Genomic DNA, 21,340 nt, shown 5'->3' with positions numbered 1-21,340 from the left:
AGTGTCCTTGCTTGAAGGGCATGATAAGGTGACAAGGTTATTCTGATTTAGGAGAAGCAGAATTCTCCGAATTACTGATTTTGATAGGATTTTAGAGTGGTTAAGAGATGATGAAAAGAGGTTGTATTGTGAAAAAATTATTTTGGTCCCTTGCTCTAGTTAGCATTACGGTAGGTATTATCGCAGGATGTGCTCAGACTTCAAAAGAGTCGTCTGAAAAGTCTAAAGTGACCTTAACGGTAGCTACGGATTCTGACACAGCGCCCTTCACTTATAAGGAGAATGATGACTTTAAAGGTTATGACATTGATGTTGTCAAAGCAATCTTTAAAGATTCCAAGGAGTACGATGTCACATTTGTGACAACAGCCTTTGATTCGATTCTAGCTGGTATTGATGCTGACCGTTATCAGATTGCTGCAAATGATTTTAATTACAATGAGCAGCGAGCTGAAAAGTATCTTTTCTCTGATCCGATTTCAAAATCAAACTATGCAATTGTTTCAGCCAACGGAACGGAATATGACAGTTTAGATGATCTCTCTGGCAAAACAACAGAGGTTCTCCCTGGCTCAAACTATGCGCAGGTTCTTGAAAATTGGAATGAGGCAAATAAGGATAAGGCACCAATTGAGATTCAATATGCAGCTAGCTCAACAGGATTATCAACCCGTATTTTACATATCGAAACAGGTAAAATTGATTTTATTCTTTATGATGCCATATCAGCGAGCTTTATTGTTGAGGACCAAGGTTATGATTTAGCGGTTACCAAGGTGACTGACCAAATTGGTGGTGAGACAGATGGCTTAGAATACCTTCTTTTTGCGGATACGAAAGAAGGTAAGGAGCTGCAAGCATTTGTCAACAAGCGTCTAAAAGCTTTAAAAGAGGATGGGACTCTAGTTAAAATTAGCCAAGAGTATTTTGGTGGGGATTACGTGAGTTCGATTGAAGAATAGTGTTATGTTTTGATGAAAGTCGGATTTTCCGGCTTTTTATAGTTAAATCCTATCACCTTGATAGAAAAGAGCTATCACAGTTTGGAAGTCTTGTGATTTACACCTAAGTAGTGAGATGTTAGAATAATAGGAAGATATTTGATAATGTTCGATTTTAGGGCTATTTTGGTCTGTAGCTCATCGTAAAAAGGAATTATCAAGATATTGGAGAGAAAGAGGAAAAGAAATGACTTGGTTAAAAAAACATCGTAAGGGGCTGACATGGCTTCTAGGATTATTGTTGCTTGTTATTGCTGCCAAGGTTTTTGAAGAACCTTATAAAGGATGGACACAAAGCATTCCAACGGGGAAAATTTTTTCACCTAGGGCAGTTTTTGATGCTGTTCCACAAATTTTAGGGAAATTGCCAACAACTATTGGCTTAACCCTACTCGGAGCACTGTTTGGTCTTATTTTGGGACTTATTTTTGCGATTGTAAAGATCAGACGTGTGCCAGTGCTTTATCGTATTCAAGCGCTCTTTGTGAGTTTCTTACGAGGAACACCGATTTTGGTACAACTCTTGTTGAGTTACTATGGTATTCCAATGTTGCTTCGTAAGATTAATTTGACTTATGGACTTGATTGGAATGTTGATAATGTTCCTGCTGCGGTCTTTGTTGTGACAGCATTTGCCTTTAATGAAGCGGCTTATGCCAGTGAGACCATCCGTGCGGCTATCCAGTCTGTTAATGCGGGTGAAATTGAAGCGGCGCGTAGTCTTGGTATGACAGAAACTCAAGTTTATCGTCGTGTGATTATCCCAAATGCAGCTGTTATTGCCACACCAACCTTGATTAACTCATTGATTGGATTGACGAAAGGGACATCTCTCGCCTTTAATGCTGGGATTACAGAAATGTTCTATCAAGCGCAAATTATCTCAGGAAACGACTACCGTTACTTTGAGCGTTATGTAGCTGTTTCTATGATTTATTGGGGAATTTCTTTCTTGATTGAAAATGCAGGGCGCGGTGTTGAAAATGCGCTTGCTATCAAAAATCCAGAAAGTCAAATCGTTGAAGTAGGGGGTGACCGTTAATGATTACCATTTCAAATCTCAGTAAAGAGTTTTCAGGTCAAAAGGTTTTAGATAACCTTAATTTGACTATTCAAAAAGGAGAGGTTATCGCCTTAGTTGGTGCCTCTGGTGCGGGAAAATCAACCTTTTTGCGTTCGATGAATTATTTGGAACAGGCAGATTATGGTAGTCTTGCCATTGATGATTTTAAGGTTGATTTTACCAACATCAAAAAAGAAGATGTGTTAACACTTCGCCGTAAATTGGCGATGGTGTTTCAGCAGTTTAACCTATTTGAGCGTCGCACAGCCCTTGATAATGTCAAAGAGGGGTTAAAAATTGTTAAAAAATTATCTGATGCAGAAGCGACAGCTATTGCCAAAGAAGAATTGGCCAAGGTTGGACTTTCTGACCGTGAAAACCACTATCCTCGTCACCTTTCTGGTGGACAAAAGCAGCGCGTAGCCTTGGCGCGTGCTCTTGCAATGAAGCCAGATGTATTGCTACTTGATGAGCCTACATCAGCCCTTGACCCAGAGCTTGTCGGTGAAGTGGAAAAAGCAATTGAAGTAGCAGCTAAGAATGGTCAAACCATGGTTCTGGTTAGTCATGATATGGCTTTTGTTTATGAAGTGGCAGATCGTGTGCTCTTCCTTGAAAAAGGAAAAATCCTCGAAGAAGGAACCCCTGATGAGATTTTTAATCATCCTAAGGAAGAACGTACCAAAGAATTCTTTGCCAATTACAAACGCGGAACAATTTGATATAATGAAATAAGTCTGAGGAAAAGTATCTCAGACTTGTTTTTACTAATCGTTTATGACAATGCAGAGATTGACTGATAAAGATGAAAACTTTAAAGTCAAGTCCCAGCTCAGTTGTTTAAAAAATTCTGGAAAGGACAGCGTAGTCTTTTACTGGCTATGCTGGATATGGATTTGGAGGTTTATGGCTGGTTTTAAGTGTTCAAGAGAACCTTATTGCTTTTGGTACAATGATATCCAATCTATGTTTGTGATAGTTTAAATTATGCTTGCAACAATTTACCGTTTTTATCTTCTAGGATTAGCTATGTCAGCCGTTGTGGTCTTATTTTGCTTACTGGCTTGGTTAATTTATCGTGTGGCTCGTCGTCTGGATAAGACCAAAAAAGAAAGACAGGCTCTCTTATATGAGGCGTTTCTTATTTTTCTAGTGACAACTCCTATTTTATCTTTTGCTTTTATGGCCATTATGGTTATATTTATGGCATAGGTCATAAAATGACGTATTAAGGATGGGAAGTTATTATCCCATTTTTGTAATTTTTACTGATATAAAATGAAAGGAATGGCGTTTGTGAATTGACTTGAGGTTAGCTATAGTGAGAACTTCAAGTTTTGGGAAATACCTTTTAATGTGTGGGACAACTGCACGATCACTATTTTCTTCTTAACGCTTTAGGTATCTAATATGTACGATACAATTATTATTGGTGCTGGCCCTGCAGGAATGACTGCAGCGCTTTATGCCGCCCGTTCAAATCTTAAAGTAGCCACTTTAGAACAAGGAGCTCCAGGTGGTCAGATGAACAATACATCTGATATTGAAAATTACCCAGGCTTTGAATTGATTTCTGGTCCAGAATTATCAATGAAAATGTTTGAACCCTTGGAAAAACTTGGTGTGGAAAATCTTTATGGGATTGTGACTGGTATTGAAGATAAAGGTGACTATAAAATTGTCAAAACGGATGATGAAGAGTATCAAACGAAGACAGTGATTATAGCTACAGGGGCTAAACATCGCCATATTGGTGTACCTGGTGAGGCTGAGTTTAATAGCCGTGGGGTTTCTTACTGTGCAGTTTGTGACGGTGCTTTTTTCCGTAATCAAGATCTTCTGGTTGTCGGTGGCGGAGACTCTGCGGTTGAAGAAGCCCTTTTCCTAACACGCTTTGCTTCAAGTGTAACAATCGTTCACCGTCGTGATGAACTCCGTGCCCAAAAAGTATTACAAGACCGTGCCTTTGCTAATGAAAAGATTTCATTTATCTGGGATAGCATTGTCAAAGAAATCAAGGGTGACGCTATCAAGGTTCGCAGTGTTGATATTGAAAATGTCAAAACCGGTGAAGTAACCAATCATGAATTTGGTGGTGTCTTTGTCTATGTTGGTCTTGACCCTGTTTCTGATTTTGTGAAAGAGCTGGGCATCACAGATGAAAATGGTTGGATTCCAACCGATGACCATATGAAGACTTCTCGAAAAGGAATTTTTGCCATTGGAGATGTCCGCCAAAAAGACCTTCGCCAAATCACAACCGCTGTTGGTGATGGCGCGATGGCAGGACAACAAGCCTACCAATATATTGTCGACAATGATTAAATTTGAGCACCTTACTGAGGTGCTTTTAACTTGTCTAAAATCTTAAAACCTTACTAATCCCTAGTTTATGTTATAATAGTCACAAGAATAAAAGTGAGGTTTAATACTCAACCAAAATCAAAATTAGCAGTTTAAGTAAAATCAAGAACCAATAAAAGGCTTGATTTACCAGAGTCTCTTTCGCCATGGTGGTATTCTTATTAGTGAAGCTGTCCAGTGGACAGTTTTAGCCCAAGCTCAGAAATAAAAGAGCGATGGGAATTGGCTTTATAAGAACGGATTTTTGAGAGAACTACAGAAATTGAAAGTCAATTTCGTAGTAGTTCCCCCGCAAGGATGATTAGGTTGGACGCTGTCTAGTAGTCGACAAGTACAGCCAATCATCCACTGCGAAAAGAGGCTCAAAAAGTAGCAATGAAACTCCGTAGGAGGGTTTGACGCTGACTTCTTCAGCTTTATTTCCCACCTCCAAAGGTCTCCCAGACCTTTGGAGCGTCCGCACTTTTAAGAAAGAAATAAGAAAGTAATTTTTGATTTTTGTTAAGTATAATCTCAGTTTTTATGATATTGAAAGGAACTTATCTAAGGATAGAGAGTTTTCCTTTTTGTTTAATAGTAGGAGGTATATCATGTACCAAGATGATAGCTTAACATTACATACAGACCTTTACCAGATTAATATGATGCAGGTCTATTTTGACCAAGGAATTCATAATAAGCACGCTGTTTTTGAAGTTTATTTTCGTAAGCTACCTTTTGCAAATGGCTTCGCTGTTTTTGCAGGTTTGGAGAGAATTGTCCGTTATTTAGAAAATTTAAGATTTACAGAATCTGACTTGGCTTATCTTCGTGAACAGGGCTATCCAGAGAATTTTTTGACTTATCTGAAAGAATTAAAATTAGAACTTTCCGTTAAATCTGCTCGTGAAGGTGACTTGGTTTTTGCCAATGAACCCATCGTACAAATCGAAGGGCCGCTTGCGCAGTGCCAATTAATCGAAACAGCTCTTTTAAATATTGTTAATTTCCAAACCTTGATTGCAACAAAAGCCGCTCGCATTAAGTCGGTTATTGAAGATGAACCTCTTTTAGAGTTTGGAACGCGTCGTGCACAAGAGATGGATGCGGCGATTTGGGGAACCCGCGCAGCTGTCATCGGTGGAGCTGATGCCACTTCAAATGTGCGTGCAGGTAAATTGTTTAATATCCCAGTATCAGGGACCCATGCGCATGCTTTGGTCCAAGCCTATGGCAATGATTATCAAGCCTTCAAAGCCTACGCGACTAGTCATAAGGATTGTGTTTTCTTAGTGGATACTTATGATACGTTGAAAATCGGAGTTCCAGCTGCGATTCGTGTGGCTAAGGAATTGGGAGATAAGATTAATTTCAAAGGTGTTCGTCTGGATTCTGGAGACATGGCTTACTTATCTAAGCAGGTGCGTAAACAATTAGACGAAGCTGGATTTACGGATGCCAAAATCTATGCTTCAAATGACCTTGATGAAAATACCATCCTCAACCTTAAAATGCAAAAGGCTAAGATTGATGTTTGGGGTGTCGGAACGAAACTCATCACCGCCTACGATCAACCTGCCCTTGGTGCGGTCTATAAAATCGTCTCTATCGAAGATGACAATGGCAAGATGATTGACACCATTAAATTATCAAATAATGCTGAGAAGGTCTCAACACCCGGTAAAAAACAAGTGTGGCGTATTACCAGCCGCGAAAAAGGTAAGTCAGAGGGGGACTATATCACTTTTGCGGATGCAGATGTGAATAGTCTAGATGAAATTTTCATGTTCCATCCAACCTACACTTACATCAATAAAACGGTTAAAGATTTTGATGCCGTTCCGCTTTTGATTGACATTTTTAAAGAAGGAAAACTAGTCTATAAATTACCGACGTTAACAGAGATCAAAGCTTATGCGAAATATGTGTTGGATGCCCTTTGGGATGAATACAAACGTGTCCTTAATCCGCAAGAATACCCTGTTGATTTGGCGCAGGATGTTTGGGATAACAAGATGGAGCTTATTGATGACATGCGTCGTAAAGCAAAAAATGGAGATTTGTCATGAGTTTACAAGAAACGATTATCAAACAATTAGGCGTAAAGCCTGTTATTGAACCCAAAGAGGAAATCCGAGTATCCATTGATTTTCTGAAAAATTATATGAAGAAGCACCCTTTTTTAAAGACTTATGTACTAGGGATTTCAGGTGGTCAAGATTCTAGTTTGGCAGGGCGCTTGGCGCAATTGGCAATGGCAGAGCTCCGTGAGGAAACTGGGGATCAGAGTTACCAATTTATCGCAGTGCGCTTGCCTTACGGTGTCCAAGCTGACGAAGCTGACGCCCAAAAAGCGTTAAATTTTATCCAACCAGATCTTGCTTTAACGGTCAATATCAAAGAAGCGGTTGACGGACAAGTAGCAGAGCTGAAAAAGGCAGGTCTTGAGATTTCAGATTTTAACAAGGGAAATATCAAAGCACGTCAGCGTATGATTACGCAGTATGCGATTGCAGGGCAATATAGCGGAGCAGTTATTGGAACAGATCATGCAGCTGAAAATATTACGGGCTTCTTTACCAAATTTGGAGATGGCGGAGCAGATATTTTACCGCTTTATCGCCTCAATAAGCGTCAAGGTCGTCAACTTCTAGCAGAGCTTGGTGCTGATAAATCCCTTTATGAAAAAATTCCAATTGCAGACCTTGAAGAAAATCGCCCAGGTCTAACTGATGAGGTTGCCTTAGGAGTGACTTATCAGGACATTGACGATTATTTAGAGGGGAAAGAAGTCTTTTCTGATGCTCAAGCGAAAATTGAAGCTTGGTGGCACAAGACAGAGCATAAACGTCACTTACCAATCACTGTTTTTGATGATTTTTGGAAAAACTAATCGGTCGTAAGTAATTATTGTCAGAGCTATGAACAAGAGCTTTGTCCGCTTACTCCGCTAGAAGATTTTATACTCATCCAAAATCAAAATTAGCAGTTTAAGTAAAATCAAGAACCAATAAATGGCTTGATTTACCAGGGCTTCTTTCGCCCTGGAGGTATTCTTATTAGTGAGAGTGGGACAGAAGTCATGATTTCGAAGAAATTGACTTCGTCGTCCCACCTCCGCACAGTTGATTAGGATGGCCGCTAACGATTGCGTAGCAAGGGTTTAGGACCTCCAATCAACCACTGCGTCAATCTGTTATTACCATTAAAAATAGAAGGTTGAGATATTTATGTCCCAACCTCAGCCCAAGCTCAGAAATAAAAGAGCGAGGGTAATTGGCTTGATAAGAACGGACTTTTTGGGAGAACTACAGAAATTGAGAATCAATTTCATAGTAGTTCCTCCGCAAGGATGATTAGGTTGAACGCTGTCGAGTAGTCGACAAGTACAGCCAATCATCTACTGCGATAGAGAGGCTCAAAAAGTAGCAATGAAACTCCGTAGGAGGTTGGGACACTGACTTCGTCAGCTTTATTTCCCACCTCCAAAGGTCTCCCAGACCTTTGGAGCGTCCGCACCTTTTTAGAAAGAAGCAAAAAAGTAATTTTTGATTTTTGTTAAGTATTGAAGTAAGGAAGAATGATGGTCACAGATAAACAATCAGAGAAACTTGATAATCTACCGTTGATGACAATTGATCAAATCGATATTTTTGAACATTTGGACCGCGAAGTTGCCGTTTTGGTTGATGAAGAAGGACTTCCTTGGGGGCAGACGATTCGGGTTTGTCTCTCACAAAAAGCCTTAGAGGAACAGATACTCTTGTTCAAACACCGTGCCGTTACTTTTCCTCTAGGTATTGTGATTGATTTTCTTCTAAAAAATCATCGCCAACAGCTTAATTTTTATGGCTTTTCCATGGGAGATTATGCGCTTGAGCGTGGTGAGTTGGAAAAAATGGCCTACGCTATTGATAGTTTTAAACTACTCTGGACTTGCTATAAGGAAAAATTGTCTCGAGATGTTAGCTTTGAAACTCTGAAAAGCAGAACCTTTTATTACCTAGGATCGCCAATCCTAACAGCTGGTAATCCAACCTTTAACTTTGATATTGACCATCAAAATGGCAAAGAATTTATCAAGCTCTTTCTCTCAAAAGAAAGTGCGCAACGGTATAACTATAAACAACTACAACCCGTTCCAGTTAACCTTGCGCAGTTTAAGTTGATTGTTGAAGGAAAATGCGGCTTGGTCATTGAGCCTAATCGCAGATATAGTTTGAAGTTTGAGTAGGTCTCCAACTTTTATCTTAGTAGAGGAAAGATATATGAATAAAAAACTAATAAATCTTATTTTGGTAGCTTGCTTATTCTTGGTTTCATGTGGCAAATCAGATCCCAAGTCTAAATCATCCAAGACCACTAAAACAAGTCAGGTAACTCAATCAGAAAAACGTCCAAAAGCAACCAAGTCAGAAACGACAGATCAGGTTGAAGAAGATTCTAAGCAGGCTAGTGAAGCCAGTGAAGAGGCAGAAACAACTTCTGAGACTAAATCAGTTCAAGCGACAGATGCCAGTTTCAATGGTTCCTATTACAGCGTGCAAGGAAAGTATGGTGAGGTGATCATTGCCAATAAAAAACACCCAGTTGCGGAATCCTATGCACCTGGTGAAGACCCGACAGCCCTATCTGCTTTTCAGACCTTAATTTCGGATATGCAAGCTAAAGGTTTTTCAGTAAGCAATAGTTATAGTGGATTTAGGTCCTATGAGACACAGGCTTCTATTTATAGCAACTATGTTGCTTCTGATGGCCAAGCGAATGCTGACCGTTATTCAGCGCGTGCGGGTTATAGTGAGCATCAAACAGGTCTCGCTTTTGATTTGTTGGATGGTAATGGTCAACTTCTAACTGAGCCAACAGCGTCTGATTGGTTAGCAGTGCACGCCCACGAGTATGGATTTGTTGTGCGCTATCTTCCAGGAAAAGAATATAGCACAGGCTATATGCCAGAGAGCTGGCATGTGCGCTATATTGGAAAAGAAGCAGCAGAGATTTACCAGTCAGGACTGACGCTTGAAGAATACTTCGGTGTCTCTGGTGGAGATTACGCTCAATAGAGCAAAGCTACGAATGATTTAGAAATGATAAAAAGATTGCAGATTTGCAGTCTTTTAGTTTAAAGAGAAATCGTTCTAGCTTTTTATATCTACGATTGCTTGTAAAAAATGGAGAAACGATGTTAGAACATATTAAGGCTTATCTAGCTTGCAAAGGAGAAAAATATGTCAAGCCAGAAAAAGCAGGAAACTTAGCAGAATATATGATAGACTTACGCGTGCTAGCTCAGTCTGCTCGCAAAGAATTTCAAACGATAAATCAGCTCTTGGAGCAACAAGTCACTCCTTTTGTGTCAGAACGTGTTAGCCAGTGGATGAATCAGGCGCAGATTTGTCGCCCACATTTTTGGTGTTATTACCGTCTGCCGTCTGATTCTGTGGAGGATGTTGCATTAGCGACTCGATTATATGGGAAAGAGGATGACTTTGGTATTTCCGTTGAAGTCAGTTTTGTCGAGCGAAAAAAATCAGATGCCACTCTCTTCAAACAACATAAGGTATTGGAGCTTCCGATAACAGAGCCCTTATATTACCTTGTGCAGGAAAATGGTGAGAGTCGCTGTATGGCAGGAACTGAAGAAAATCGTCAGCTGCTGAAAGAGCAGGTTGCAAGTGGCACAGTGCGCAAGGTACTGATCAAATACGACGTTCAAGTGACAGAGGAAATGACGTCGGAAGCTGCTGTTCACCAGTTGATGAAAGGCTTTGAATTATTGATACCATATTATGAACAGACAAAAAAAGAGGTTGGGACATAAATATCTCAACCTTCTATTTTTAATGGTAATAACAAATTGACGCAGTGGTTGATTGGAGGTCTGCAACTGGACACTTCTTCATTTTCAAGTGTCCACCTAAAATAGTCCACTGGACTATTTTACTACCACGCAATCGTTAGCGGCCATCCTAATCAACTGTGCGGAGGTGGGACGACGAAGTCAATTTCTTCGAAATCATGACTTCTGTCCCACTCTCTTTTCTTAGTTTATTTCGGTGCAATGACTTCAGCGCCACCCATGTAAGGACGAAGAGCTTCTGGAATCGTTACAGAACCATCTTCGTTTTGGTAGTTTTCAAGGATAGCAGCAACTGTACGACCAACCGCAAGACCAGAACCATTCAAGGTATGAAGGAGTTTCACTTTGCTATCTGCTTCGTCACGGTAACGAATTTGTGCACGGCGAGCTTGGAAATCTTCTGTGTTTGAACAGCTTGAAATTTCACGGTAGGCGTTTTGCGCAGGAATCCAAACTTCTAAGTCGTAGGTTTTAGCAGCAGAGAAGCCCATATCTCCTGTACATAAAGCAAGAACGCGGTATGGCAATCCAAGTTTTTGGAGAATATTTTCGGCGTTGGCAGTCATTTTTTCCAATTCATCGTAAGATTCTTCTGGTTTAGCAAATTTCACCATTTCAACTTTGTGGAATTGGTGGAGACGGATCAATCCGCGCGTGTCACGACCAGCTGAACCAGCTTCTGAACGGAATGATGGGCTCATCGCTGTGAAGTAGATTGGCAAGTCTTTACCGTCAATGATTTCGTTACGGTAGTAGTTTGTCAATGGCACTTCAGCTGTTGGGATAAGAACAAATGGGCGTTCGTCGTCATTGATTTCAAAGGTGTCTTCCTTGAATTTTGGATATTGTCCAGTTCCAAACATTGAGTCGCGGTTCACCATGTATGGTGTGATGACTTCTTCGTAACCTTCTGCCAAGTGTTCATCCAACATGAAGTTGTAAAGAGCACGCTCCAAACGAGCACCGAGACCTTTATAGAAAAGGAAACGAGCCCCAGTCACTTTTGCCCCGCGTTCCCAGTCAAGAATACCAAGGTCTTCGCCAAGATCCCAATGCGCCTTAATCTCAAAATCAAATTCACGTGGTGTTCCCCAACGGCGGACTTCAACATTCTCCTCTTCATCTGCTCCGACAGGAACTGAATCGTGAGGTGTATTTGGTAAAACAGTGATAATCGCTGTGACCTTTTCGTCAATTTCAGCAAGCTCAGCATCAATAGCTTTAACATCGGCTGAGAGTTTTTGCATGGCTGCAATTTGTTCACTAGCGTCTTCTTTGTTACGTTTTGCTTGTGCAATAGCCGCAGAAGACAGGTTGCGTTCAGCCTTGAGTTCTTCAGATTTGACCAAGAGTTCACGACGCTTTGCATCTAACTCTTTTAATTCAGTCAATGTCTCAGCAGAGACGCCACGAGTTGCCAATTTTTCAGCAACGGCATCAAAATCTGTACGTAGGCGTTTAATATCTAACATATGATCTCCTTTTATATAAAAAGCACCCTAGTCATTGTTGGAGTGCGGTAGCACGGTTCCATCCAACTTCACTAAGGTGCGCTTAATTACGATATTGATAAAATAATTTAAGAAGGCATTTTCCTTGTCGCCAATATAGCATATCGGCATTAACAAAACATCCGTCTTAAAAACACGGTAGAATTTCACTTGCTTCTAATACCTGCTCGCAGCAACCGCAGGCTTTCTGAAAGAAGAAAAACAACTTACTTATCCGTTGCGAATATTATACAGCATTGTTAGGCAAATGTAAAATAAATTTTTATGGTAAAATGGATTATAACAAAAAAAGAGGTGACTTATGGCTAAATTTGGCTTTTTATCGGTGTTAGAAGAAGAATTAGAGAAAGCATTGACTTGCGACTTTGCGATGGATTGGGATAAGAAAAATCATGCTGTTGAAGTGACTTTCCTTCTTGAAGCGCAAAATACATCTGGAGTTGAAACTGTTGATGCTGATGGGGAAGCTTCTAGTGAAGATATTTTCTTCGAAGATTATATTTTGTTTTATAATCCTGTAAAATCAACATTTGATTCAGATGACTACTTAGCAACGATTCCTTATGATCCTAAAAAAGGCTTGTCTCGTGAGTTTTTAGCCTACTTTGCAGACTTTCTTAATGAAACAGCAACCGAAGGCTTGAGTGATTTGATGGATTTCTTATCAGATGAAGAAGCAGAAGAGTTTGCAATCACATGGGATGCTGAGGCTTTTGAAAATGGCAGAGCAGAACTAGCAGAAACAACTCTCTACCCTTATCCGAGATATTAAAACAAATTTACATCGTACATTTATTCTAGTATAGTGTTTTGAATCAAGAATAGGACAATCAAAAATATGATGGTTAGATCTATCTCATATTAGCCTGATTAGCTAGTGTCCTATTGCTAATTCAAATAACTATAATTACCTATCAAGAAGAAAGAGAGTGGTAAAAACGTTGCCACTCTCTTAACTTTTGTGAGAATTATTTCCCACCTCTTGGGCTAATTCCTAGAGCAATACGACCATAGCGTGAAATACGCGTCATTTTCCAAACCGGTTTATAGGTGATTTCAACGTTAACAGAATTGATTTCATCGAGACTAGTCAGTTTATTGATGATTTCATCAGGCATACTGTCAGAGCAATTGCAGTTGATATCAGTAAACGTCATGAGCAGGTCCATGTGACCAGTATCGTCTAGATGGATGTCGTAGATAAGGCCAAGATTATAGATGTCAAGACCAATTTCAGGATCAAAAATACTTTCAAAAATGTCAATTAATGGTTCTGATAAAGCTAATGCTCTGTCATTGATTTTGATGTCATCACGCATGAATTACACTCATCTTTCCTAAAAATATGTGTATATTATATCAGAAAAATAGGTAAATTCAAGAATTTTCTGAATTTTTTGAGTGAAAAACCTATTTTACTAAATCACCCCAAAGTGCTATAATAGAGAAGTTCTAGAGGAGTAGCTTTGCTATTTCTAAAAAATAAATCAAAGAGGTGATACCCATGGGACGTAAATGGGCTAATATTGTTGCGAAAAAAACTGCTAAAGATGGCGCAACATCAAAAGTTTATGCAAAATTTGGTGTTGAAATTTATGTAGCTGCTAAACAAGGTGATCCAGACCCAGAGACAAACTCTGCCTTGAAATTTGTCATTGATCGTGCCAAACAAGCACAAGTTCCTAAACATGTTATCGATAAAGCTATCGATAAAGCTAAAGGAAACACTGACGAGACTTTCGTTGAAGGACGTTACGAAGGGTTTGGTCCTAACGGTTCAATGATTATCGTTGATACTTTGACATCTAATGTTAATCGTACAGCTGCTAACGTGCGTACAGCTTACGGTAAAAACGGTGGTAACATGGGAGCTGCTGGTTCAGTTTCTTACATGTTCGATAAAAAAGGTGTCATCGTTTTTGCGGGTGATGATGCAGATGCTATTTTTGAATTGCTTCTTGAGGCAGACGTTGAAGTTGACGATGTTGAAGCAGAAGAAGGTTCAATCACAGTTTACACAGCACCAACAGATCTTCACAAGGCTTTAGTTGCTCTTCGTGAAAATGGTATTTCAGAGTTCCAAGTCACTGAACTTGAGATGATTCCTCAATCTGAAGTGACGCTTGAGGGAGAAGACCTGGTTATTTTTGAAAAATTAGTTGATGCTCTTGAAGCAGATGATGACGTTCAAAAAGTTTACCATAACGTAGCAGATTTCTAAACTTAAATATGATAAGGAGGTTGGGATAAAATGTCTCAACCTCTCTTTTTGGTATCTGAAAATTGCTTTTTGCACTAAAAACTTTTATGATAAGGGTATTCTAACCTAAGGAGAGATTTATGACATTTGCTAAAGATTTTACAGAAATCACTGTGCAAGAAGCAGAGAAAATGATTCAGACTGAAGAAAAGGTGGTTCTTTTCATTGGCCGCTCATCTTGCCCTTATTGCCGTCGCTTTGAACCCAAGCTTGCTAATGTAGCTATGACTACAGGGACTAAGGTGTTTTTCATCAATAGTGAGAATTTTGTAGCCTTGTCAGATATTCAAGTTTTTCGAAATACCTACCAAATCCCAACAGTTCCAGGCCTTTTAGTGGCTAATGATGGAGTAGTTAAGGTTGTCTGTGACTCATCGTTATCAGAAGACGCTATCTCAGAGTTTATAACTGCGATTTGAAAAAACGATTAGAATTTGGTATAGTAGCAATAGCATAGCTGGAAACTAGGAAGGTTTTCTGCTATATCTTATTTTTAAGGAGACATTTATGAACGCAACAATCTTAATTATGCTGGTCATGATGGCAGGTATGATGTATTTTACTAGCCGTAGCCAAAAGAAACAAGCTGAGCAACGTCAAAATCAATTAGCGCAATTGAAAAAAGGTGACGAAGTTGTCACAATTGGTGGCATGTATGCAGTCGTTGATGAAGTTAACGTTGATGCTAAAACAATCGTACTTGATGTCGATGGCGTTTATTTAACGTTTGAATTATCAGCAATTAAACGTGTCATTACTCCAACAGCATCTGATTTAACCCAGTAACAGCTGAAGGTGAAACCTCAGCCGTTGAAGAAACAGAATAGTTGTGAGCGGTATTGCTTAGAAGATAATAAGATAAAAAGCATAGCAACAATGTTCTTGATTGGACATTGCTGTTATGCTTTTTTGGTAGATTAAGTTGTTATAGCGTATAGGTCTTATACTCATCCAAAATCAAAATTAGCAGTTTAAGTAAAATCAAGAACCAATAAATGGCTTGATTTACTAGAGCTTTTTTCGCCATAGTGGTATTCTTATTAGTGAAACTGTCCAGTGGACAGTTTTAGCCCAAGCTCAGAAATAAAAGAGCGATGGGAATTGGCTTGATAAGAACGGATTTTTGGGAGCACTACAGAAATTGAAAATCAATTTCGTAGTAGTTCCCACCTCAAAAGGTTTCCCAAACCTTTTGAGCGTCCGCACGTTTAAGAAAGAAATAAGAAAGTGATTTTTGTTAAGCATTAGTTAGTGAAGAGAAGCTAAGCTCAATTCTCAGTGATTGTCACAAGGTTTTACTTTCTTCACGGATAACCAAAATATCAACTTTGGCATGTCGCATAATGTATTCAGATGAAGAACCAATGAGAAGTCTCTCAATAGCATTCAGACCAGTCGCACCTAAAAGAATAAGATCGACGTTTTCGGATTCGGGAATGTCAACTGCTAAAAGCGTTTTAGGATTACCGAATTCTAAAACAATTTTAACGTCTCTAACTCCCTTATCGAGCGCTTGAGTCTTATAATCTTCAAGCATTTGTCTAGCATCTTTTTCTAATGTTTCAAAGACAAAGGTATCCAGAGTCGCGATGTTTTGCAAGGTACGTGTGTCAATAACATGAGCAAGAACAAGTTGAGCATCGTTACGTAAGGCTACTGCACAGCCTTTTTCAAAAGCCAACTCAGCTTGAGGTGAGCCATCAATACCAACTAAAATGTGCCGATAAGATTGTGTAACCATAAAGATCGCCTCCTTTTGATTATATTATACTCTTTTTTATCTAAAAATGAAAGCGTTTTTACAATAAATAACGACAAATGATTGAAGAAAAAGTTCCAAGAAATTTCTGAAATACCAAAAATTATTCTGAAAAGCTACTGAGTCAAGAACAATGGTTACAGAAAGAAGTTTTTTCTGGGAGTGATAATATTTTTAACATTTTTTCAACAAATGATTTTCGTCATGCACTTGTCCTATTAAAAAGTAGTCCTAATGTGCCTTTTAATAAAATCAATGAAATTCTTAGATAATAAGATAGGAAAATCGTTTAATTGACTTGATTTATGGTAAAATAGAAAATAGAGTATAAAATAATGGGAAAATAGTATGTTTACATTTAGAAGAAAAAAAGAATCAACTCAGGTAGCTTTGGAGAAAATTCCTAAGCATATCGGTGTCATCATGGATGGCAATGGACGTTGGGCTAAAAAACGTATGCAACCAAGAATTATGGGACACAAGGCGGGAATGGATGCTTTGCAGGCTGTTACGATTAAAGCATCTGAATTAGGTGTTAAAGTGTTAACAGTTTATGCTTTTTCTACTGAAAATTGGACAAGACCCGTCGATGAAGTGAAGTTTATCATGAGTCTACCCGTTGAATTTTTTGACAAGTACGTTCCTGAACTTCATAAAAATAATGTCAAAGTGCAGATGATTGGTGATACCAGTCGTTTACCAAAAGATACCTTGGATGCCCTTAATCGTGCGCGTGAGTTGACCAAACGTAATTCAGGATTGATTTTAAACTTTGCTTTGAATTACGGTGGACGTGCAGAGATTGTTTCGGCAGTAAAACAAATTGCTCAAGATGTTTTGGATGCTCGTTTTAATACTGGTGATATTACCGAAGAACTCATTGCCAATTATTTGAATACTGCTACGTTACCTTATCTTTATCGGGACCCAGATTTAATTATCCGAACAAGTGGTGAATTACGATTGAGTAATTTTTTACCATGGCAATCTGCCTACAGTGAATTTTATTTTACAGATGTTCTTTGGCCTGATTTTAAAGAAAAAGGTCTAGTGGCAGCGATCGAGGAATATAATCGCCGTCATCGTCGTTTTGGTGGTGTCTAGAAAGAGGAGAAAATGAAAGAACGTGTTATTTTTGGAGCCTTAGCTCTAGTAATTTTTGCCCCTTTTCTTTGGTTTGGAGGGGTTCCCTTTCAATTATTTGTTGGTCTACTAGCTATGATAGGTGTTTCTGAAATTGTGAAAATGAAAGGCTATGAGATTTTCTCATTTGAAGGCTTATTAGCAATGTTGGGGACATTTGTTCTTGCTGTTCCAATGGACCATTACCTTACCTTTTTACCAGTTGATGCGAGCCTTAGTGCTTATACGCTGTTTGTATTTTTCATCTTAGCTGGAACAGTGTTAAATTTTGGGAAATATAGCTTTGATGATGCTCTCTTTCCAATCGCTTCTAGTTTTTATGTGGGAATTGGTTTTCAAAACCTTATCAGTGCCCGCATTGCTGGTTTAGACAAGGTACTTTTAGCACTTTTTATCGTTTGGGCAACTGATATCGGCGCTTATATGTTTGGACGTACTTACGGGAAACACAAGCTTCTACCAACTGTTTCACCAAATAAAACGATAGAGGGAAGTTTAGGAGGGGTGTTATCAGCTGTTGTGGTAGCTGTCATATTTATGTTAGTCAAGCCAACAGTGTATGTTCCTCAAAATTTCCTAATCATGATGATTTTGGTTGCCGTCTTTAGTGTTTTTGCGCAACTGGGTGACTTGGTCGAAAGTGCTTTAAAACGCTATTTTGGAGTCAAAGATTCAGGGAAATTAATTCCAGGACACGGTGGTATCCTTGATCGTTTTGACAGCATGATTTTTGTTTTTCCAATCATGCATTTCTTTGGGCTTTTTTAGGGAGGTGCCATGTTAGGAATTTTATCTTTTATTGCGATTTTTGGAATTATTGTTACGGTTCATGAATTTGGCCATTTCTATTTTGCGAAAAAATCATGCATCTTAGTGCGTGAATTTGCTATCGGTATGGGACCGAAGATTTTTGCTCATATTGGTAAAGATGGCACAGCTTATACGATTCGAATGCTTCCTTTGGGAGGTTATGTTCGAATGGCAGGATGGGGTGACGATACGACTGAAATCAAAACCGGAACACCAGCTGCTATAACAATCAGCGCAGATGGGATTGTCACTCGTATTAACCTTTCAGGAAAGCAAGTTGATAAAACAGCTCTTCCCATCAACATTACCTCGTATGACCTTGAAAATGAGCTCAGCTTATCGGGTCTTGTTCTAGATGAGCAAAAGACTTACAAAGTTCATCACGATGCCACTATTATAGAAGAAGACGGTACAGAGATTCGTATTGCACCGCTGGATGTTCAATATCAGAATGCAACAATTCCAGGAAGAATGCTTACGAATTTTGCTGGTCCGATGAACAATTTTATTTTAGGGATTATCATTTTTATCGTCCTTGTGTTTATGCAAGGTGGCGTAGAGAACCTGGATTCTACTCAGATTCGTGCCACAGAAAATGGCGCATTTGCTAAGGCAGGAGGGCAAACTGGCGATAGAATCCTATCGATTTCCGGAGTTGCGGTCTCTAATTGGTCTGAGTTGCAGAAAGCAGTAGGTTCTACAACATCTCCATCGACTCTTGACGTTGAAGTGGAGAAATTCTCAGGAGAGAAAAAAGTCCTCTCTGTGACTCCAGTGGAAAATAGCGGAGCTTTTTATATTGGTGTTATGCCATCTCTGAAAACAAGTTTCTTGGATAAAATTCAAGGAGGTTTTATTAAAGCATGGCAGACAACCTTCCATATTCTTAACGCTCTTAAAGGACTGATTACTAATTTTAGTTTGGATAAACTAGGTGGTCCAGTTGCTATGTATCAAATGTCAAATCAAGCGGCAGCTAGTGGCATAGAGTCGGTTCTTTACTTGATGGCGATGATTTCCATCAATTTGGGTATTTTTAATCTAATCCCAATACCGGCCCTGGATGGTGGCAAAATTGTTATCAATATCTTGGAAGCCATTCGTCGAAAACCACTCAAACAAGAAACAGAAACCTATGTGACACTTGCAGGAGTAGCCATCATGGTTGTATTAATGATTGCTGTAACATGGAATGATATCATGCGAGTATTTTTCTAAGTAAAATTTAAAAAGGCTATCGTTCGTTCGAACCTAGCTTTTCTCATTAAAAATAAAAAGACAAGAAAGGAATTATTTAAGGGGCATACATAAAAAGAAATGGCAGTAAGAATTTAAGATAGTCTTTTTATGTAGCAATAATCTCGAGTTGTTTTAGCAACGGATAGGTTAACCTTAATATCTTTTAGAATATGAAACAATCAAAAATGTTAATTCCAACACTTCGCGAAATGCCAAGTGATGCTCAAGTTATCAGTCACGCATTGATGTTGCGTGCAGGATATGTTCGCCAGGTATCAGCAGGTATCTATGCCTATTTACCGCTGGCTAATCGCACGATTGAAAAGTTCAAAACAATCATGCGCCAAGAATTTGAAAAAATTGGTGCCGTTGAAATGTTTGCCCCAGCCTTGTTGACAGCAGACCTATGGCGTGAATCTGGTCGTTATGAAACATACGGAGAAGACCTCTATAAGTTAAAAAATAGAGATCAATCTGATTTCATCTTGGGGCCAACGCATGAAGAAACCTTTACCATGTTGGTACGTGATGCGGTCAAGTCCTACAAACAATTACCACTTAACCTTTATCAGATTCAATCAAAATACCGTGATGAAAAACGTCCACGTAACGGACTTCTTCGAACACGTGAATTCGTCATGAAAGATGGCTATAGCTTCCACGCTAATTATGAAGATCTCGATGTAACCTATGAAGATTATCGCAAAGCCTACGAGGCAATCTTTACACGTGCTGGTCTAGATTTCAAAGGTATTATCGGAGACGGTGGCGCCATGGGAGGGAAAGACTCTCAAGAATTTATGGCCATTACGCCAAATCGCACAGATTTAGACCGTTGGTTGGTCCTTGACAAATCCATTGCTTCTATCGATGAAATTCCTGCAGAAGTTTTAGAAGAGATCAAAGCAGAGCTTAACTCATGGTTGGTTTCTGGGGAAGATACCATTGCTTACTCAAGCGAGTCTGACTATGCAGCCAATCTTGAGATGGCTACAAACGAGTACAAACCAGTTGAAAAAGTAGTTGTCCAAGAAGAAGTTGTTAAAGTTGAAACTCCAAACTGTAAATCTATTGATGATGTTGCTAATTTCTTAAATGTTACAGAGGAACAAACCATTAAGACGCTTCTCTTTATTGCTGATAACGAGCCAGTTGTCGCACTCCTTGTGGGCAATGATCAAGTTAACGAGGTCAAGCTAAAAAATTATCTCGGAGCTGATTTCCTTGAAGCTGCTACAGAAAATGACGCCGTAAATGTTTTTGGAGCTAACTTTGGATCACTTGGACCAGTTGGACTTCCTGAAACGATTCGAATTGTTGCCGATCGTAAAGTTCAAGATGTAGCGAATGCAGTTGTTGGTGCTAATGAAGATGGCTATCACTTGACAGGTGTTAACCCAAGACGTGATTTCACGGCTGAATATACTGATATCCGCGAAGTCAAAGAAGGCGAAGTCTCACCAGATGGTAAAGGTGTTTTAAAATTTGCACGTGGCATTGAGATTGGTCACATTTTCAAGCTTGGTACACGCTATTCAGATAGCATGGGCGCGACGATTCTTGATGAAAATGGCAGAGCAGTACCAATTGTTATGGGATGTTACGGTATCGGTGTTAGCCGTATCTTATCTGCAGTTATTGAGCAGCATGCACGCCTTTTTGTCAATAAAACACCAAAAGGAGACTTTAAATTTGCATGGGGCATCAATTTCCCTAAAGAATTGGCGCCGTTTGATGTTCATTTGATTACAGTCAATACAAAAGACGAAGAAGCTCAAGCATTAACAGCTAAAATCGAAGGCGATTTGATGGTTAAAGGCTACGATATCTTGACAGATGACCGCAACGAACGTGTCGGTTCAAAATTCTCAGATAGCGACTTAATTGGTCTACCAATCCGAGTTACGGTTGGTAAAAAAGCTGCTGATGGAATTGTTGAAGTGAAAATCAAATCAAGTGGAGACACCATCGAAGTTCATGCAGATAATCTCATTGAAACCTTAGAAATTCTATCTCAATAAAACATATTCCCAGTTCTATCAATGAGCTGGGTTTATTTTTTTACTTTTTTATGGCAATTTTTCTTGTAAATAGCGCATAAGAGAAAGATTTTCAAACTTTTTGCCAAACTTTTTTAGAAGCTAAATTCCCAAACTAACTTCCACCGTCTGTTAAAGTGGAAGTTAATCTGATAAAACCTCTAACAACCAGTGAAACTCCGTGTCAGGGTAAGTTCCACTGGTTTTTATAAAGGTTGATTTATTGCATTTTTAGGCTAATTTAGTTGACAAAAAGGGTACACAAAATCCCCTCATCTGAAAGCGTTTCAGATTAAGTTCCGTTATGGTGGA

21 protein-coding genes are annotated in these 21,340 nt (G+C 39.2%); 18 read left to right on the top strand and 3 right to left on the bottom strand.

Features of this window, described 5'->3' with window-relative positions; all coding sequences use genetic code 11:
- Positions 1–179 precede the first annotated feature (179 nt).
- The 10 genes from AB6M99_RS09230 to AB6M99_RS09185 all read left to right on the top strand — a co-directional run bounded on the left by AB6M99_RS09230 (position 180) and on the right by AB6M99_RS09185 (position 10,228).
- Positions 180–962 (top strand): transporter substrate-binding domain-containing protein, encoded by a 783-nt coding sequence (locus AB6M99_RS09230; RefSeq protein WP_369351214.1) that lies wholly within the window; start codon positions 180–182, stop codon positions 960–962.
- Between the two features lie 226 nt (positions 963–1,188).
- Positions 1,189–2,043 carry an amino acid ABC transporter permease gene (locus tag AB6M99_RS09225; protein ID WP_121836321.1) on the top strand — a complete coding sequence of 285 codons (855 nt, stop codon included), beginning with the start codon at positions 1,189–1,191 and terminating at the stop codon, positions 2,041–2,043.
- Complete coding sequence (locus tag AB6M99_RS09220; protein ID WP_121836322.1) at positions 2,043–2,786, top strand: amino acid ABC transporter ATP-binding protein; 744 nt, start codon at positions 2,043–2,045, stop codon at positions 2,784–2,786. The genes AB6M99_RS09225 and AB6M99_RS09220 overlap by 1 nt, the downstream gene beginning before the upstream one ends.
- 265 nt (positions 2,787–3,051) lie before the next feature.
- Positions 3,052–3,276, top strand: coding sequence for a DUF4059 family protein (locus tag AB6M99_RS09215; protein ID WP_121836323.1), 225 nt, complete (start codon positions 3,052–3,054; stop codon positions 3,274–3,276).
- A 198-nt stretch (positions 3,277–3,474) separates the two neighbouring features.
- Positions 3,475–4,389, top strand: coding sequence for a thioredoxin-disulfide reductase (gene trxB / locus AB6M99_RS09210; protein ID WP_121836324.1), 915 nt, complete (start codon positions 3,475–3,477; stop codon positions 4,387–4,389).
- 629 nt (positions 4,390–5,018) lie between these two features.
- Positions 5,019–6,476 (top strand): nicotinate phosphoribosyltransferase, encoded by a 1,458-nt coding sequence (locus tag AB6M99_RS09205; protein WP_121836325.1) that lies wholly within the window; start codon positions 5,019–5,021, stop codon positions 6,474–6,476.
- Positions 6,473–7,300 (top strand): ammonia-dependent NAD(+) synthetase, encoded by an 828-nt coding sequence (gene nadE, locus AB6M99_RS09200; RefSeq protein WP_121836326.1) that lies wholly within the window; start codon positions 6,473–6,475, stop codon positions 7,298–7,300. Before AB6M99_RS09205 ends, nadE begins: the two co-directional genes overlap by 4 nt.
- Before the next feature lie 687 nt (positions 7,301–7,987).
- Positions 7,988–8,641 (top strand): hypothetical protein, encoded by a 654-nt coding sequence (locus tag AB6M99_RS09195; RefSeq protein WP_369350614.1) that lies wholly within the window; start codon positions 7,988–7,990, stop codon positions 8,639–8,641.
- A 34-nt stretch (positions 8,642–8,675) separates the two neighbouring features.
- On the top strand, positions 8,676–9,470 hold the full coding sequence (ldcB, locus tag AB6M99_RS09190) for an LD-carboxypeptidase LdcB/DacB (protein ID WP_121836328.1): 795 nt from the start codon (positions 8,676–8,678) through the stop codon (positions 9,468–9,470).
- Between the two features lie 119 nt (positions 9,471–9,589).
- The gene (locus AB6M99_RS09185; protein ID WP_121836329.1) at positions 9,590–10,228 is read left to right on the top strand and encodes a ribonuclease P; all 639 of its coding nucleotides are present in this window, start codon (positions 9,590–9,592) and stop codon (positions 10,226–10,228) included.
- A gap of 227 nt (positions 10,229–10,455) precedes the next feature.
- On the opposite strand, the gene serS is transcribed toward AB6M99_RS09185, so the two are convergent.
- On the bottom strand, positions 10,456–11,739 hold the full coding sequence (gene serS / locus AB6M99_RS09180; protein ID WP_369350613.1) for a serine--tRNA ligase: 1,284 nt from the start codon (positions 11,737–11,739) through the stop codon (positions 10,456–10,458).
- Positions 11,740–12,079: 340 nt separating this feature from the next.
- Between serS and AB6M99_RS09175 the strand changes: the two genes are divergently transcribed.
- Entirely contained in the window at positions 12,080–12,550 is a 471-nt protein-coding gene (locus AB6M99_RS09175) for a DUF3013 family protein (RefSeq protein WP_121836331.1), read from the top strand.
- 196 nt (positions 12,551–12,746) lie between these two features.
- Here AB6M99_RS09175 and AB6M99_RS09170 read toward each other — a convergent pair whose 3' ends face one another.
- Positions 12,747–13,097, bottom strand: a complete 351-nt coding sequence (locus AB6M99_RS09170) for a metal-sulfur cluster assembly factor (protein ID WP_121836332.1) — start codon at positions 13,095–13,097, stop codon at positions 12,747–12,749.
- Positions 13,098–13,282: 185 nt separating this feature from the next.
- Between AB6M99_RS09170 and AB6M99_RS09165 the strand changes: the two genes are divergently transcribed.
- The 3 genes from AB6M99_RS09165 (at position 13,283) to yajC (ending at position 14,824) form a co-directional block, all read left to right on the top strand.
- Positions 13,283–13,999 carry a YebC/PmpR family DNA-binding transcriptional regulator gene (locus AB6M99_RS09165; RefSeq protein WP_121836333.1) on the top strand — a complete coding sequence of 239 codons (717 nt, stop codon included), beginning with the start codon at positions 13,283–13,285 and terminating at the stop codon, positions 13,997–13,999.
- Between the two features lie 119 nt (positions 14,000–14,118).
- Complete coding sequence (locus AB6M99_RS09160; protein ID WP_121836334.1) at positions 14,119–14,457, top strand: thioredoxin domain-containing protein; 339 nt, start codon at positions 14,119–14,121, stop codon at positions 14,455–14,457.
- Positions 14,458–14,545: 88 nt separating this feature from the next.
- Positions 14,546–14,824, top strand: coding sequence for a preprotein translocase subunit YajC (gene yajC / locus AB6M99_RS09155; RefSeq protein WP_369350611.1), 279 nt, complete (start codon positions 14,546–14,548; stop codon positions 14,822–14,824).
- 499 nt (positions 14,825–15,323) lie between these two features.
- On the opposite strand, the gene AB6M99_RS09150 is transcribed toward yajC, so the two are convergent.
- The gene (locus AB6M99_RS09150) at positions 15,324–15,779 is read right to left on the bottom strand and encodes a universal stress protein (RefSeq protein WP_121836336.1); all 456 of its coding nucleotides are present in this window, start codon (positions 15,777–15,779) and stop codon (positions 15,324–15,326) included.
- Positions 15,780–16,145: 366 nt separating this feature from the next.
- Here AB6M99_RS09150 and AB6M99_RS09145 point away from each other — a divergent pair, with 366 nt between their 5' ends.
- The 4 genes from AB6M99_RS09145 (at position 16,146) to AB6M99_RS09130 (ending at position 21,010) form a co-directional block, all read left to right on the top strand.
- Entirely contained in the window at positions 16,146–16,901 is a 756-nt protein-coding gene (locus AB6M99_RS09145) for an isoprenyl transferase (protein ID WP_121836337.1), read from the top strand.
- Between the two features lie 12 nt (positions 16,902–16,913).
- Positions 16,914–17,708, top strand: coding sequence for a phosphatidate cytidylyltransferase (locus tag AB6M99_RS09140; RefSeq protein ID WP_121836338.1), 795 nt, complete (start codon positions 16,914–16,916; stop codon positions 17,706–17,708).
- 9 nt (positions 17,709–17,717) lie between these two features.
- A complete protein-coding gene (gene rseP, locus AB6M99_RS09135) occupies positions 17,718–18,968 on the top strand; it encodes an RIP metalloprotease RseP (RefSeq protein WP_121836339.1) in 1,251 nt (416 codons plus the stop codon).
- 191 nt (positions 18,969–19,159) lie between these two features.
- On the top strand, positions 19,160–21,010 hold the full coding sequence (locus AB6M99_RS09130) for a proline--tRNA ligase (protein ID WP_121836340.1): 1,851 nt from the start codon (positions 19,160–19,162) through the stop codon (positions 21,008–21,010).
- The last annotated feature ends 330 nt before the right edge of the window (positions 21,011–21,340 follow it).

Source organism: Streptococcus hillyeri (assembly GCF_041081565.1).
Classification (GTDB): domain Bacteria; phylum Bacillota; class Bacilli; order Lactobacillales; family Streptococcaceae; genus Streptococcus; species Streptococcus hillyeri.
The sequence above is the reverse complement of the archived record's forward strand: the minus strand, read 5'-3'. Positions and strand labels throughout refer to the sequence as shown.

Coding starts and splice junctions, on each gene's coding strand:
- AB6M99_RS09225 (WP_121836321.1), top strand. CDS start 1,189: ATGACTTGGTTAAAAAAACATCGTAAGGGGCTGACATGGCTTCTAGGA.
- AB6M99_RS09220 (WP_121836322.1), top strand. CDS start 2,043: ATGATTACCATTTCAAATCTCAGTAAAGAGTTTTCAGGTCAAAAGGTT.
- AB6M99_RS09215 (WP_121836323.1), top strand. CDS start 3,052: ATGCTTGCAACAATTTACCGTTTTTATCTTCTAGGATTAGCTATGTCA.
- trxB (WP_121836324.1), top strand. CDS start 3,475: ATGTACGATACAATTATTATTGGTGCTGGCCCTGCAGGAATGACTGCA.
- AB6M99_RS09205 (WP_121836325.1), top strand. CDS start 5,019: ATGTACCAAGATGATAGCTTAACATTACATACAGACCTTTACCAGATT.
- nadE (WP_121836326.1), top strand. CDS start 6,473: ATGAGTTTACAAGAAACGATTATCAAACAATTAGGCGTAAAGCCTGTT.
- AB6M99_RS09195 (WP_369350614.1), top strand. CDS start 7,988: ATGATGGTCACAGATAAACAATCAGAGAAACTTGATAATCTACCGTTG.
- ldcB (WP_121836328.1), top strand. CDS start 8,676: ATGAATAAAAAACTAATAAATCTTATTTTGGTAGCTTGCTTATTCTTG.
- AB6M99_RS09185 (WP_121836329.1), top strand. CDS start 9,590: ATGTTAGAACATATTAAGGCTTATCTAGCTTGCAAAGGAGAAAAATAT.
- serS (WP_369350613.1), bottom strand. CDS start 11,739: ATGTTAGATATTAAACGCCTACGTACAGATTTTGATGCCGTTGCTGAA.
- AB6M99_RS09175 (WP_121836331.1), top strand. CDS start 12,080: ATGGCTAAATTTGGCTTTTTATCGGTGTTAGAAGAAGAATTAGAGAAA.
- AB6M99_RS09170 (WP_121836332.1), bottom strand. CDS start 13,097: ATGCGTGATGACATCAAAATCAATGACAGAGCATTAGCTTTATCAGAA.
- AB6M99_RS09165 (WP_121836333.1), top strand. CDS start 13,283: ATGGGACGTAAATGGGCTAATATTGTTGCGAAAAAAACTGCTAAAGAT.
- AB6M99_RS09160 (WP_121836334.1), top strand. CDS start 14,119: ATGACATTTGCTAAAGATTTTACAGAAATCACTGTGCAAGAAGCAGAG.
- yajC (WP_369350611.1), top strand. CDS start 14,546: ATGAACGCAACAATCTTAATTATGCTGGTCATGATGGCAGGTATGATG.
- AB6M99_RS09150 (WP_121836336.1), bottom strand. CDS start 15,779: ATGGTTACACAATCTTATCGGCACATTTTAGTTGGTATTGATGGCTCA.
- AB6M99_RS09145 (WP_121836337.1), top strand. CDS start 16,146: ATGTTTACATTTAGAAGAAAAAAAGAATCAACTCAGGTAGCTTTGGAG.
- AB6M99_RS09140 (WP_121836338.1), top strand. CDS start 16,914: ATGAAAGAACGTGTTATTTTTGGAGCCTTAGCTCTAGTAATTTTTGCC.
- rseP (WP_121836339.1), top strand. CDS start 17,718: ATGTTAGGAATTTTATCTTTTATTGCGATTTTTGGAATTATTGTTACG.
- AB6M99_RS09130 (WP_121836340.1), top strand. CDS start 19,160: ATGAAACAATCAAAAATGTTAATTCCAACACTTCGCGAAATGCCAAGT.